Here is a 13703-nt window from a genome sequence, read left to right as displayed (position 1 = left end):
TCCGCCGAATGACATTCGACCAGGTGCGCCGCGACTGGACCCGGCTCGGCGAAGCGGATCCGCTGTGGGCGGTGCACGTGGCGCCGGACAAGCGCGGCGGCCGGTGGGAGGTCGACCAGTTCCTCGAACTGGGGCGCCAGGACGTGGCGGTCGCCCGTGAGTGGCTCGCCCGGCTCGATCTGCCGGTGACCTGGCGGCGGGTGCTGGACTTCGGATGCGGGGCCGGGCGGCTGTCGCAGGCGCTGGCCGAGCACGCCGACGAGGTCGTCGGCGTGGACGTCTCGCCGCCGATGCTCTCCACCGCCGAGAACCTGGACCGCAGCGGCGGGAAGTGCCGGTTCGTCCACAACGACACGCCGCATCTGCACCGGTTCCCCGACGGCGATTTCGACCTGGTCTACACCGAACTGGTGTTGCAGCACCTGCCACGCACGGCGATCGAGGGCTACCTGGCGGAGTTCATGCGCGTGCTGCGTCCCGGTGGCGTGGCGGTGTTGCAGTGCACGACGAGTCCGTTGTGGACGGTCAGGGGCATGCTCTGGCGGTTCGCGCCCTACCGCCTGGTGGCCTGGGGGCAGCGCGTCGTGCTGCGCTACCCGGCGCCGATGCGGATGACCGCGCTGGCGCCGGACCGGCTCCGCGCCGTGGTGGCCGAGCACGGCGGTGAGGTGGTGGACAGCGTGTCCGAGGACATCCCGGTCAGCCACTGGCGGTCCACGAGTTACGTCGTCCGCAAGAGGTGACGCGCGTCAGGGTGGCCGTGGGCTTGCACCGCAACCCCACGGCGTGGGTCATGCTGGGTCTCACGCTGCTGTCGTTCCTGCAACGCCCCGGCCGCACGACCTTCGACACCAAGCTCGACCTCGTGGTCGACCCGCTGGCGTTCCTCGGCCGCGCGCTGCACCTGTGGAACCCCGCGGCCAGCGGTGGCGAACTGCAGAACCAGGCGTACGGCTACCTGTTCCCGATGGGGCCGTACTTCGCGGTGTGCCAGGTGCTCGGGCTGCCGCCGTGGATCTCCCAACGCCTGTGGTGCGCCCTGCTGCTGTGCGGCGCGTTCGGCGGTGTCCTCGCGGTCGCGCGGGCGCTGCGGATCGGCACCGCCCCGGCGCAGTACCTGGGGGCCGTCGCGTACGCGCTGGCGCCGCGGATGCTCACCGAGATCGGCCCGCTGTCGGCGGAGATGGTCGCCGCCGTGATGCTGCCGTGGATCCTGCTGCCCTTGATCAAGGCCGACCGGATCTCCTCGCCACGACGGGCAGCCGGCTTGTCCGGGCTGGCGACCCTCGGCGTCGGCGGGATGAACGGCGCGCTGGTGCTCACGGTCCTGCTGCTGCCCGGTCTGTGGCTGCTGACCCGGCAGTGGACCGCGCGGCACGTCCGGCTCGTGCTCTGGTGGTTCGCGTCCGTGGTGGCGGCCGTGCTGTGGTGGTTGCTGCCGCTGATTCTGCTCGGCGAGTACAGCCTGCCGTTCGTCGACTACGTCGAGTCGGCCGCCAACACCACGGCGCCGACGTCGCTGTTCCAGGTCCTGCGCGGCACCAACCAGTGGGTGGCCTACGTGGTGCAGGGCAGCCCGTGGTGGCCCTCCGGTTTCATGCTGGTCGACAACCCGGTCCTGATGCTGGCCACCGGGCTCCTCGCGGCGGCAGGCCTCGCCGGGCTGGTCCGCCGCGGACTGCCGGAGCGGCTCTTCCTGACGATCGGCGTCATCGCGGGCGTCGCCGTGATGACCATCGGCTACGTCGGGGCGCTCGACAGCCCGCTGTCCCACACCGTTCGCGCCCTGCTGGACGGTCCGCTGGCCCCCCTGCGCAACGTGCACAAGTTCGAGCCCGGCCTGCGGCTGCCGTTGATGCTCGCGTTCATGCACGCGGTGTCACGCGTCCGAATCCCGGCCGCCGCGACCACCGCGGTCGCGGGCAAGGTCCGGCTCGCCGTCGGCGTCCTGCTGGTGGCCGTGATGGCCGTGCCCGCGTGGACGCTCACGTTGCGGCCGGGGCCGGGGTGGCAGGAGATCCCGGACTACTGGCGTTCCGCGATGACGTGGCTGGCCGACAACGACCCGGACGCGCGCACCCTCCTGCTGCCCGGCACCGGGTTCGGCGAGTACACCTGGGGCAAGACGGTCGACGAGCCCGCCCAAGCGCTGGCCCGGTCACCCTGGGCGCTGCGCAGCCAGATCCCGCTCGGCTCGGAGGGCAACACCCGGCTGATGGACGCGGTCGAGGACGCGCTCGCCGACGGGCGCGGCGCACCCGGACTGGCCGACTTCCTCGCTCGGTCCGGGCACAGGTTCCTGTTGGTGCGCAACGACATCGACCGGGTCGCCACCGGTGCGCCACCGGTCACGATGATGCGGGACGCGCTGGCCCGCTCCGCCGGGATCGAACGCGTGATGACGTTCGGCCCGGTGGTCAAGCCGGGTGACCAGCCGGTCGTCAACTCGATCGACCTCGACGCCGCGCCCGCGCCCGCGTTGGAGATCTACGAGGTGAAGCGGTCGGTGCCGCGCGCGGTCGCGGTGAACGCCGAGGACATCGCGACGGTGAGCGGTGGGCCGGAATCCCTGTTGCCGCTGCTCGACTCGGGAGTGCTGCGGGGAGATCGTCCTGCCGTGCTCGCCGGTGACGGCGGCGCGCCCGAGAGCCGGGACTGGCTCGTCACAGACGGGCTGCGCCACCGGGAGCGCAACGTCGGGCGGGTGCGCGACAACCTGAGCCAGACGCTCACTGCCGACGAGCGGCCGAGGCAGGACCGACCGGTGTCCGACATCCTGCCGTTCCCCGGTCCGGAGCACCTGACGGTCGCGGCCTACCGCGGGATCCGCGGCGTCACCGCGTCGAGTTCGGCCGGGTTCGCGGACTCCGTCCGCGCCTCCGACCCGTCGTCCATGCCATTCGCCGCGATCGACGGAGATCCGTACAGCGCCTGGCAGTCCTCCACCTTCGCCGGACCGGCCGGGCAGTGGCTCGAAGTCGGCCTGGACACACCGCGGGTCGTCGACCAGGTGGCGCTGCGGATGGTCGACGACATCCGGGTCGGCTGGCCGGTCACCCGGATCAGGATCACCACCGACTCGGGTTTCCGCGACCACGAGGTCGCCAGGGGCTCCGCGGAGCAGGTGTTCGCGGTGTCGCCGGGGCTCACGAGCAGGGTCCGGATCACCGTGCTGTCGGTGGCGGCGCAGTTGACCAGCGGCGCCGTCGGCATCGCCGAACTGTCGGTGCCCGGAGTGACCGCCCAACGGGCGTTGCGGGTGCCCACCGACGTCCTGCCCCGCCCCGAACAGCGGACGACCTTCGCCTTCAGCCGCGGCCCTCAGCCGCGCTACTCCTGCACCGGCACCGACGGCGACCAGCGGTGCGACGTGGGACTGGCCAGGAGCGGCGAGGAACCCGACGGGATCCACCGGCTCTTCCGCACCCGCGACGACGCCAACTACCGTCTCGAAGGGACGGTCCTGCCCACCGTCGGCGGCACCCTCCCTGTCACCGCACCGGGGTTGACCGTCTCCAGCACGACCCAGTTGGCCGGTGACCCGGCCGCCGCGCCTCTGGCCGCGGTCGACGTGAACCCCACCACGACGTGGATCGCCGACTACACCGACGAGGAACCCACGCTGCGCCTGGCCTGGTCCACCGCCCGCGACGTGACCGGCTTGCGGCTGACCACGTCGGCGCTGTCCGGCGCGTCCCGCCCGACCGAGGTGCAGATCACCACCCCGGAGCTGAGCCGGACCGTGCCGGTGTTCTCCGACGGCTCGGTCGACTTCGTCGCGACCACCGACCGGCTGGACATCACGATCAAGAAGAGCGAAGGGGTTCCCGACCGCGTTCCGGGACCGGTGGGCATCAGCGACGTCGAGATCGTCGGTGCGCCCGATCTGGTGCGGCCGATCCCACTGGACACCCCGTTCACCGTGCCGTGCGGCTCCGGCCCGGCCGTCACCATCGACGGAACCGCCTACGCCACCACGGTTTCCGGCACGCTGCGGGACGTGTTCCAGCACCGTCCGCTACCGCTGGGCACCTGTCGGGACCTGGTCGAAGGCGTCGACCTCGGAGGTCGGGAGCACGAGGTGAGCACAGCTCGATCGGCCTCCTTCGTGGTGCAGGACCTCACCCTCCGGCCCAGCACCGCGGCCGCCACCGGGCCGCCGCCGGGTCACCGCGCGATCGACTTCGAGCGGTGGGGTACCGCACACCGTGAACTGCGGGTGGCCGCCGGGCAGGCCGCGGTCCTCAGAATCCCGGAGAACGCCAACGACGGCTGGGTGGCCAAGGTGGACGGCGAGCCGCTCGCCCGCACCAGGATCGACGGGTGGCAGCAGGCCTGGGTGCTGCCGGCCGGTGGCGTGACGACCGTGGTGCTGGACTTCGAGCCCGACACCACCTACCGGCAACGGCTTCTGGTCGGCGCCGTCGCCGCGGCGCTCCTGCTGTTGGTCACGCTTTCGCCGGTGCGCAGACGGGTCCGGATCACCACGTCCCCCGCGGGCAAGCGGTGGGTGCCGGCGGTGCTGGTGGTGCTGCTCGCGGCCGTCGGCGGGATCCTGCCGGTCGTCCTGCTGATCGCGAGTCTGCTCGTCCGTGCCGTGGCCCAGCGGTTCACCGCGCGGTTCAACGTCACGGCCTTGATCGTCGTCGCCGGGATGGCGACCGCCACCGGGATCGCGGTCGTCGGACGCCTGCAAGGACACGGGCAGGACTGGGCGTACGGAACCGCCACGCAGGCCGCCATCCTCGTCGCCCTGGCCGCGGCGGTGTCACCGTGCCTTGACTGGTTCGACACGGGACCGGAACTCGATCAGGGCTCCGAAGCAGGCGAGCAGGGCGGTGGCGGTGACGGCCCCGGCGACGACCTGGGTCGGCGAACCGTGCCACCAGCCGAGAACGAGCACGACCTCGAACCCGACCGCCAGCCAGGTCAGTGACGTGGACCGGCGGTCGGCGCCCGCGATCCTGGAGTACAACAGGATCTGCACGAGCGACAGCAGCGATCCGACCAGGGCGAACGCCCACACCGGAAGGCTGCTCGCCGCGTAGGCCGAGCCGCCGACGAGCGACACCACCGTGCGACCGAACACCGCGCAACCCAGCACCACCACCGCGTCCACGGCGGCGCAGACGCCCAGCGCGATCGGCACGATCCGGCGGCGGGCCTTCTCGTGGGCCAGCTTGGGCAGGACGACGACGGCGATCGCGTACGGCAGCCAGTACGCGATCTTGGTGATCACCGAGCCCACCGCGTACTCCCCCGCCTCACGAGCGGGAAGGCTGTGCCGGGCCAGCACCAGGTCCAGGTTCACCAGCAGCACCAGCGCCAGCAACGCCTGCACGGCGTGCAGCACGTCGCGCACGTGCCCCGCGGTGCGCGGGCCCGGCACCGGTCTGCCGCAGATCAGCCAGCCCACGAAGGCGACGACGACCGACCCCGCAACCGTCCCGGCGAACGCCCCGGCGGGCGTGCGGAACACGAGCAGGCCAAGCAGCGTGCCGCCGACCCGCCCGACCCCCTCGGTCGCGATCAGGCGGACCATCGACCGGAACCGCTGCGTGCCCTGCAGGACTCCGTAGCACAGGCCGACGAGCGTGATCGGCGCGAGCGAGCAGGCGAGCAGCAGCACCGCCCACGGTCCCGGCAGGTGCAGCAACGCCATCAGCACGGGCGAGACGGCCAGCGCGGTGACCAGGACGGTGGCACTGGTCATCAGCCCGAGCGTCACCAGCGGCCCGCGATCCTGTTCGGGCGCCCGCGCCACCCGCAGGGCGATCACGGTCTGCAAGCCCATCGCCGGCACCGCGCCGATCACCAGGAGCGCCAGCAACGAGCCCATTTCCCCGAAGACCGGCGGCGCGAGCAGTCGCGCGGCGATCACCGTGAGCAGGTAGCTGGCGACATTGCTGCCGCCGAAGGCCACCGCGACCGCGATCGCGTCGACGCGGGTCCTGGCCGGAACTGTGTCCGCCACTGGCTTCGTCCCCTAAGTTACCGAAGGGTAATGGTCGGGGAACTATAGTCCCGCAGTCCAGGTTCCGGGCTGCCGACGAGAAGAGCGGGTGCGATGCGGCTGGTTCTGCCCGCGGTGTCCGCCGTGCTGGCCCTGCTCGTGCTCACCCCGTTGCTCGGCCGTGGCTTCGTCCTGAACTACGACATGGTGTTCGCGCCGGACCAGTCGCTCCTGCCCGACGGCCTCGGTCTCGGCTCGGCGCTGCCCAGGTCGGTCCCGGCGGACGCGGTGATGTCGTTCGCGACCGCTCTGCTGCCAGGCGACGTCGTGCAGAAGATCGTGCTCCTGGCGGCCTTGTTCGCCGGTCCGCTCGGCGCGGGCAGGCTCGTGCCCACGAACTCGGTGGCGATCCGGGTCGTCGCCGCGATCTGGTACGGGTGGAGCGCGTACGTGGCCGAGCGACTTTTCATGGGCCATTGGCCGTACGTGGTCGCGTACGCCTGCCTGCCGTGGATCGCGGCGGCTGGGCTCGCGGTCCGCCGAGGGGAACCCAAAGCGCTCCCGAAGCTGATCCTGGCCTGCGCTCCCGCGGTCCTCACGCCGACCGGTGGAATCATCGCCGCGGTGCTCGCGGTCGTGTGCTCGGGCCGCCGCAAACTCGCGGTCACCGTGCCGGTCGCGGTCCTGCTGAACATGCCGTGGCTGCTGCCTTCCGTGCTGCACCCCGGCGGCTCACTGTCCAGTCCGGACGGTGCCGGGGCGTTCGCCGCCAGGGTCGAGAACTGGGGTTCTCCGGTCACCAGCGTGCTCGGTCTCGGTGGGATCTGGAACGCCGAGGTCGTGCCGGGCAGCCGGGGGATGCCACTGCTGCCGGTGATCACCCTGCTGTCGGTCGCCGTAGCCCTGGTGGGGCTGCGTTCGCTCGCGCCGCGATGGGGCCTGGCGCCCGCGCGTTCGTTCGTCGTCCTCGGCGCGATCGGCGTCGCGATCGCGGTGTTCGGCACGCTGCCGGGCGGTGGTGACGTGCTGGCGTGGGCGGTTTCCCACGTGCCCGGCGCGGGTCTGCTGCGGGACTCGCAGAAGTGGGCCGCGTGGTGGGCGCTCCCGCTCTCGCTCGGGTTCGCCCTCGGTGTGGAGGCGGCGGGGAAGTACCTGACCAACAGGACCGCGCTCGTGGCGCTGGCGGCGCTGCTCCCGCTCATCACGATGCCCGACTTCGCCTGGGCGGGGTTGGGGCGCCTGGAGGTGGTGGACTACCCGGCCGACTGGAGTGCCGTGCGAACCGTGCTGGCGGCGGACGACGGAGCGGGCGACGTGCTGGCTCTGCCGATGTCCGCGTTCCGGCGGTTCTCCTGGAACGGCGACCGGACGCAACTCGATCCGGCGCCCCGGTTCCTGCCGAGGACCGTCGTCATCGACGACGTCGTGTACGTCGGTGGCAGACCGGTGTCCGGGGAGGACGGCAGGGTCGCGACGATTCGCGGGGTGATGGCCCGCAACGACGATCTCGGCGCGTTCGGGATCGGCTGGGTGCTGGTGGAGCACGGGACCCCCGGCTCGGTCGACCCCGGTGTGCTCAGGGGTCTGCGGGAGGTGTGGTCCGGGCCGTGGCTGACCCTCTACCGGGTGCCGGGGGTGATCGCGCCGCCACCGGCCGGAGCGCCGCGATTGCCTGTTGTCGCAGGAGATCTCGGCGCATTGGCGGTTGTCGCGTCCGGCCTATTGTGGCTGCTGTTACCAGCCGGTAGATTCAGCCGATCTAGCCACTCGCGGACAGCCGAGGAGCAAGCGTGCGCACATTGATCGGTGCCGTCATCGCGGTCGTCGCCGGGCTCGCGTTCGCCGGTGGCGGAACGTACGCCCTGGTCAACAATCTCGCGCCGGACAAGGCCGTCCAGTTCAAGAACGCCCCGGCGCCCAACAACTCCAACCCCGACACCGTCAACTACGGCACGCCGTAAGGTGCCGGGCCAGGCGACGCTGGACCGGTCGATCCGCCTGTTCAAGGCATTCCGCAACGAGCAGACCGACCGGGACACCTTCTACCGGTTGCTGGCCGAGGACTCCGCACGGCAGGTCGCCGAGTTCACCTCCCTCACCGGCCGGAGTCTTCTCGACGTCGGTGGCGGCCCCGGGTACTTCGCCGACGCGTTCCGCGCGGCCGGCGCCTACTACGTCGGCCTGGATCCCGATGCCGGCGAACTGTCGGCCCGCGGCGAGTACGCCGAAGGGATGATTCGGGCCAGTGGCACGCGATTGCCCATCCGAACGGCCTCAGTGGACGTCTGCTATTCGTCGAACGTGCTGGAACACGTGGACGAGCCGCGCACGATGCTCGACGAGATGGTGCGCGTGACGAAGCCCGGCGGGACGGTGTTCCTGTCGTTCACGCCGTGGTACTCCCCCTGGGGCGGCCACGAAACCTCGCCGTGGCACTTCATCGGCGGCCACTACGCCCGCCGCCGATTCCGCGACAACCACGGCCAGGAGCCCAAGAACCGTTACGGGGAAAGCCTTTTCGCGGTGTCCGTCGGCTCGGCGCTGCGCTGGGCGCGGAACCACCCGGAGGCCTGCCTGGAACGCGCACTTCCCAGGTATCACCCGTGGTGGGCGACCTGGGTCGTGCGCGTTCCGGTGCTTCGCGAGGTCGTGTCCTGGAACCTCGTGCTGGTCCTGCGGAAAAAACCTTAGGCGGTACGGCGGCGGCCGGCGAGCAGCAGGACGATGCCGGCGGCCAGCAGGACGCCACCCACGATCCAGAGGATCACCGGAAGGCCGGTGAGCAGCCACAGCTTGGACTTGTTGTCCTCGGCCACCCGCACGTTGTTGTCGACCGTCTCCTTGTTGAGCTCCAACGTTCCGTCGAACACCGCGGTGCCCTGACCCGCGCTCTGGCCCGAGGTGCGCAGCTCCTGCTTCACCGACTGACGCACCTTGATGAGCGCGCCGGTGCCCGGCTCGACCCACAGCGTCTTTTCCGCCTGGTAGTACAAGTTGACCGAGACGGTCGGTTCGGGCTGGTCGACCAGCGAGCCGGGCACGTCCCGGCGGTCGACGTCGGTGGGCGGCACGGACTGCTTGAACCGGTACACCGACAGGCCCTGCAGCTTCTCCTCACCGTCGAACCTGGCGTCCACCGGCTTGCCCACCCCGCTGTCGTACCAGGGGTAGGTCCGCTTCTCGGTCTGGAAGGGGAACTTGAAGTTCAGGCCGGGGAACTGAACCTGGCCGCGCGCGCCACGGATCTTCGTGTCCTTGCCGTTCTCCGGCTTTTCCTTCTGGAGGTACTGCGTGGTGCAGGGCGCGACGGCCTCCGCGGTGAACCGGTCCAGGCACAGCTCACGCACGCTCGCGCTGAGCGTCCGCCTGTCCTCGTCCTTCGTGATTTGGGTGGCCTCGTTCCACACGGTCACGCCGCTGTCGGCCTGGACCTCGGGCGCCCGCAGGTCACCGGAGACGTACGTGGTCGACGTCACGCTGAGGTCGCGGCGGATCTCCGGCAGGGCCGGGCCTCCCTTCTGCTCCACGTAGACGAGTGCGGTGACGCCGCTGCCCTGGGCCACCGCGGTCGTCTTGGGGTCGTGCGGGATCTTGGCGAGAGCCGGATAGGCGTAGAACCGCAGCAACAGTCCGGTCGCGATCCCGAACACGCCGAGTCCGAGCAGGACGAAGGTCAGGACGCGTCGCAAAGGTCCTCCTCAGGAGCTGGGCCGCCGACGCGGCCTGTGGTTGAACTGTCGAGCAGGGTGGACACCACGGCGACGAACATCCGTCCGCTGGTGGCCCAGTCGAAACCGGCGGCCCAGGCCCGGCACGCGTCGGCCACGGCCGCGGCGTCGTCGGGGCGGGCCAGCAACGTGAGAGCGTCGTGGATCGCGCCGCCGACGTCCTCGTCGTCCCGTACCAGCCAGCCGGTCTCCTTGTGCCGCACGGAGTCGCGCAACCCGTCGACCTCGCGGCAGACGGTCGGGACGCCGTGCGCGGCCGCCTCGATCACGGCCAGTCCCCAGCCTTCGCCGTCCGACAGGGTGACGTTGAGCCAGGATTCCCGCAGCAGAGCGCTTTTCGTCGAGTCGTCGACGAAACCGTGCACCACGACGGAATCCGCGAACGGTGCCGCGGCCTTGCGCACCGCGGCTTCGTCCGGTCCACGGCCGATCACGTGCAGGCGCAGACCGGGCCAGTGGCCGCGCAGCGTGCCGACGATCTCGATCAGCCGGTCGACCCGCTTGTGCGTGACGAGCCTGCCCAGGCACACCAGCGAGGGGTGCGAGGAACGTGTGCCGTCTGCGGACGACGGGTGGTCCGTGCCGTTGGGCACCACGAAGATCCGGCCTCGCCAGGCGAGGCGCTCGCGCATCGCGCGCACGGTGGACCGCGACACGGCGACGGTCACCGCGTCGCGGTAGACCTTGCGCGCGGCAGGACCTTCGAGCCAGCGGCCGATCCGGGCCAGCCACGGCGGGAAGTGCACGGCGAACTGGGCGTCGTGCACGTGGTGCACCACCAGCACGACCTTCGTCCACCTGGCGACCACCAGGGGGCTGAAGAAGGGGATCCCGTTCTGGCAGTCGATCACCAGGTCGATGTGACTTCGGTTGCGCAGCAGCCACAACAGCGCCCAGAAGTACACCGTCCACCGGCCGCCGCGACGCACGGTCGACTCGTCGCCGCCGCTCTGTCCCTCCCCCTTGGCCGTGAGGAAGGTGACCTGCGCCCCGGCGGCGGTCATCGCGTCCGCCACGCGGGCGGCGTATTCCTCGGCGCCACCGGCGTGCGGATGCCCGCGGTCGCGCCAGTTCACCACTACCACCCGCGCACCGTTGAGCGGTGGTCTCACTCAGGACACCTCCGCCACGGATGTCATGACCGGGGCGACGGCGGGCGTTCTCTCCGCGCCGAGGATCGCCCGGATCCTGGCGAGCGCGGCGAAACTGCGGCAGCCGTCCCGCATCGGACGGAACGTGGACCCCGGCACGTCCCTCCAGCTCACCGGCAGTTCGACGATCATCGCGCCGATCCGTTGCGCCCTGGCGAGCAGTTCGACGTCGAACGCCCACCCCGGTGTGCGCAGCGGTCGGAAGATCGCGTCGGCGGTGTGCCGGTCGAAGAACTTGTAGCCGCACTGGGTGTCGCCGACGCCAGGCACGATCGTGTTGGCCGCGCGCCGAAAGACCCACGCGCCTGCCTGCCGGACCTGGTTGTGCCTCGCACGCACGATCGAGTTCGGGTGCGCCCGCGATCCGACGACCACGTTCACGCCGGTGCTCAGGAACCTGAGCGTCGGCGCCAGCGCTGCCATGTCGGTCGCCAGATCGGCATCGCAGAAGCCGACGTAGCGGCTGTCGGTCCGCAGCACTCCGGTCCGCACCGCTGCGCCCTTCCCCGGCTGGGCACAGCGGATCAGCCGCACCGGGATCGATCCGGACCGGTGCTCGCGGGCGACCTCGCCGCTGCGGTCGGTGCTGGTGTTGTCGACCACGACGATCTCGCACGGCTCACGGGTGGCCGCGAGCGCCACCGTGAGCGCGGACAACGTGGCCGACAGCCGCGACTCCTCATTGCGCACAGGCACGACAATGGAAAGCAGTGTCATGTCTTCGCCGTTGTCCCGGGCGCACAGAACCCAGCATGGTGTCGCAAGAGTCCTCCCATGACGTGACGCAGGTCTCAGGACGGCGAAAGTTACCCAACGGTAGTTCCCTGGAAATATAAGGGAAGTGTGATATGCGTCACATGCCCTGTCGGAGTTGCGGACACCTTCGAACTTTGTACCGTTCAGCGCCAAAAATTGAGCTGGACGGGCTAATCAGATGACCGATGACCGGATGGACATCCCCATCGAACAAAGATCTCGCGAAGAACCGCCACGCGCCAGGCGGCAGCATCGTCGATAGACGAAGAACGCAGGTCAAATCATCTGAATTGATCTACCAACATGTCGAAGCAGCAGGTCAGGCGCTCCCGCTACCACAAGTCCACGCACTTGGCGTCGCCATCCCAGGCGTCAGTTGCATATCGGTTCAAACAAGATCTCGACCATAAACGCGAAGAAAACAGCCGCCCGATTCAAATAGTTAACGGATACAGTCCGTTCCGTAACAAAGCAAGGAATTCAGCCACATCACGATCAACGTGTCCGTGTCCATTCACGGGTGAGCGCGCCGTGGATGGGGCCGCGAAGTGCCTGTTCCGACGTGTTGTTCGTCCAGGGGATGGCGAAGTTGCGCGCGAACAGTCAGACCTGCTCGGCCTTGTCCTTCAGTCGCTGGGCGAGGGTGAAGCCGGGATGGTCCACACCGGATCATCACCGTGTCACCGACGCCGGAAAGCAAGCGGCGGCCGCATCGAGAAAGTAGATACGCCCGCCGCTGCCGTGACGAGGTTCCATCATCCCGGCGGTGATGCCGGGCTGACGAGAATCAGACGCCGTAGGGGTTGTCGATGATGTAGACCCAGTCCCCCTCGCTCGTCCTCCTCATCACCTCGACCGCCTTTCCTTCCACGATGCCGCCCTCGCTCGTGATCCGCCAGGACGGCTGGACCATCGCCAGGTCGCCGTTCTGATGGACCGACGTGGCCGTCACCTCCATGGTGCTGGGCGAGGCGAGGTAGGGCTTCAGTGCTTCCTTGATGCTTTCCCTGCCGTAGACGGGCTCCTGTCCCGGTCCCGGTACGAACATGGCGTGTTCGTCGAACAGGGAACCCAGTCCGTCGAGGTCCTGGTCCTTGAGGTACTGGGCGAAGCGCTCGTGCACGACTTCCGGTGTCATGTTCTTTCCTTTTTCGTTTCTTCGATTGCGGACTGGCGAGTCGGCTACGGGCCGATCCGCGTGAGCCATTTGCCGTCCGGTGACCGCAGCCCGCGCCCACGTCTCGGCGGCCTGGAAGGAGCGGGCTGGTGCGTCGGCGGCGGCCCTGGGTGAGGTGTCAGCGGGTGTGCGGGTCGGGCAGGGTGACGGGCTCGCCCGGGGCGGGCCAGTGCAGCGGAGCGCCGGCGGCGTCGAAGGTCTGCTGGACGTGGCTGCGGTCTTCGGTGTAGTGGGCCCAGCCCTCGGCGTGCACGGCCACCACGAGGGGATCACCGAGCAGGCGGCGGGCCTCGACGGCCTGGGCCGCGGTCAGCGACAGTCGGATGTCACCGAATGCCTCGAAGCCGGCCGCGCCCAGGTGCAGCAGCGCCACGTCCACGCGGTGCCGGTCGGCCAGGGCGCTCATCGCGTCCAGGTCGACGGTGTCACCGGAGACGTACACCGTCGGTGCCGAGCCGTCGTCGGTGTGCAGGAGGAAACCGGTGACCGGACCGGTGATGGCCTCGGTGCCGACGGGACCGTGGCGGGCGGGGACCGCGGTGATGTTCAGCGGCGTGCGGCCCGGCTTCGACAGGGTCCGGGTCTGCCAGGGCTCCAGGCCGACGGCTGCGCCGCCGAGATCCTCGGCGCCGGCGACGGTGGTGAACACCTCCGAGGCACCGGAGGCCACCGTACGCCCGGTGGTGTCGAGGTTGTCCTGGTGTCCGGTGTGGCTGACCAGGACGGCGTCGAGGGCGGGCAGTTGTGAGGGGTTCAGCGCCGGGTCAGCGGTCTTGCGCACCAGGACCGGGCCGTCCTGGTACTCGGTGCCGGCGGCGTCGAAGGTCGGGTCGGTCAGCAGCGTCCAGCCGGCCAGGTGGATCAGCGCGGTGGGGCCGCCGAGCACCGTCGCGGTGTTCGCGGCGCGGGTCACGGCAACATCGGTTACCACAGGTACT

10 protein-coding genes and 1 pseudogene are annotated in these 13703 nt (G+C 70.2%); 5 read left to right on the top strand and 6 right to left on the bottom strand.

All coding sequences use genetic code 11. The annotated features are described in order from the left end of the window. The first annotated feature begins 8 nt into the window (after nucleotides 1-8). Together B0F77_RS15535 and B0F77_RS15530 are read left to right on the top strand one after the other, a co-directional pair. Nucleotides 9-743, top strand: a complete 735-nt coding sequence (locus B0F77_RS15535; protein WP_086663596.1) for a class I SAM-dependent methyltransferase — start codon at nucleotides 9-11, stop codon at nucleotides 741-743. A gap of 50 nt (nucleotides 744-793) precedes the next feature. Then, nucleotides 794-3868 (top strand): annotated as a pseudogene (locus tag B0F77_RS15530) (alpha-(1->3)-arabinofuranosyltransferase); the annotation flags it as partial. 900 nt (nucleotides 3869-4768) lie between these two features. Here the strand turns inward: B0F77_RS15530 and B0F77_RS50865 are convergent. Then, nucleotides 4769-5974, bottom strand: coding sequence for a lipopolysaccharide biosynthesis protein (locus tag B0F77_RS50865; RefSeq protein ID WP_086663595.1), 1206 nt, complete (start codon nucleotides 5972-5974; stop codon nucleotides 4769-4771). Nucleotides 5975-6067: 93 nt separating this feature from the next. Here B0F77_RS50865 and B0F77_RS15520 point away from each other — a divergent pair, with 93 nt between their 5' ends. The 3 genes from B0F77_RS15520 to B0F77_RS15515 are packed head-to-tail and all read left to right on the top strand — an operon-like array spanning nucleotide 6068 to nucleotide 8644. Then, nucleotides 6068-7756 carry an MmpA family trehalose lipid delivery protein gene (locus B0F77_RS15520; RefSeq protein ID WP_245848214.1) on the top strand — a complete coding sequence of 563 codons (1689 nt, stop codon included), beginning with the start codon at nucleotides 6068-6070 and terminating at the stop codon, nucleotides 7754-7756. Then, the gene (locus B0F77_RS48680) at nucleotides 7744-7914 is read left to right on the top strand and encodes a hypothetical protein (RefSeq protein ID WP_169730938.1); all 171 of its coding nucleotides are present in this window, start codon (nucleotides 7744-7746) and stop codon (nucleotides 7912-7914) included. Before B0F77_RS15520 ends, B0F77_RS48680 begins: the two co-directional genes overlap by 13 nt. Before the next feature lie 31 nt (nucleotides 7915-7945). Next, entirely contained in the window at nucleotides 7946-8644 is a 699-nt protein-coding gene (locus B0F77_RS15515; protein ID WP_086663705.1) for a class I SAM-dependent methyltransferase, read from the top strand. Here the strand turns inward: B0F77_RS15515 and pgfA are convergent. The 5 genes from pgfA to B0F77_RS15490 all read right to left on the bottom strand — a co-directional run bounded on the left by pgfA (nucleotide 8641) and on the right by B0F77_RS15490 (nucleotide 13696). Beyond that, entirely contained in the window at nucleotides 8641-9642 is a 1002-nt protein-coding gene (gene pgfA, locus B0F77_RS15510; protein ID WP_086663594.1) for a cell envelope lipid trafficking protein PgfA, read from the bottom strand. The two genes, B0F77_RS15515 and pgfA, sit on opposite strands and share 4 nt — an antisense overlap. Then, complete coding sequence (locus B0F77_RS15505) at nucleotides 9627-10793, bottom strand: glycosyltransferase family 4 protein (RefSeq protein WP_143466742.1); 1167 nt, start codon at nucleotides 10791-10793, stop codon at nucleotides 9627-9629. Before B0F77_RS15505 ends, pgfA begins: the two co-directional genes overlap by 16 nt. Beyond that, nucleotides 10794-11549, bottom strand: coding sequence for a glycosyltransferase (locus tag B0F77_RS15500; protein ID WP_086663592.1), 756 nt, complete (start codon nucleotides 11547-11549; stop codon nucleotides 10794-10796). Between the two features lie 826 nt (nucleotides 11550-12375). Further along, entirely contained in the window at nucleotides 12376-12726 is a 351-nt protein-coding gene (locus B0F77_RS15495) for a YybH family protein (protein ID WP_086663591.1), read from the bottom strand. 157 nt (nucleotides 12727-12883) lie between these two features. Then, on the bottom strand, nucleotides 12884-13696 hold the full coding sequence (locus tag B0F77_RS15490; protein WP_086663590.1) for an MBL fold metallo-hydrolase: 813 nt from the start codon (nucleotides 13694-13696) through the stop codon (nucleotides 12884-12886). Nucleotides 13697-13703: the final 7 nt, after the last annotated feature.

The sequence above is a fragment of the Lentzea kentuckyensis genome, assembly GCF_002150765.1.
Classification (GTDB): Bacteria; Actinomycetota; Actinomycetes; order Mycobacteriales; family Pseudonocardiaceae; genus Lentzea; species Lentzea kentuckyensis.
This window is presented reverse-complemented; position numbering and strand designations above follow the sequence as displayed.

Coding starts and splice junctions, on each gene's coding strand:
- B0F77_RS15495 (WP_086663591.1), bottom strand. CDS start 12,726: ATGACACCGGAAGTCGTGCACGAGCGCTTCGCCCAGTACCTCAAGGAC.
- B0F77_RS15500 (WP_086663592.1), bottom strand. CDS start 11,549: ATGACACTGCTTTCCATTGTCGTGCCTGTGCGCAATGAGGAGTCGCGG.
- B0F77_RS15535 (WP_086663596.1), top strand. CDS start 9: ATGACATTCGACCAGGTGCGCCGCGACTGGACCCGGCTCGGCGAAGCG.
- B0F77_RS15520 (WP_245848214.1), top strand. CDS start 6,068: ATGCGGCTGGTTCTGCCCGCGGTGTCCGCCGTGCTGGCCCTGCTCGTG.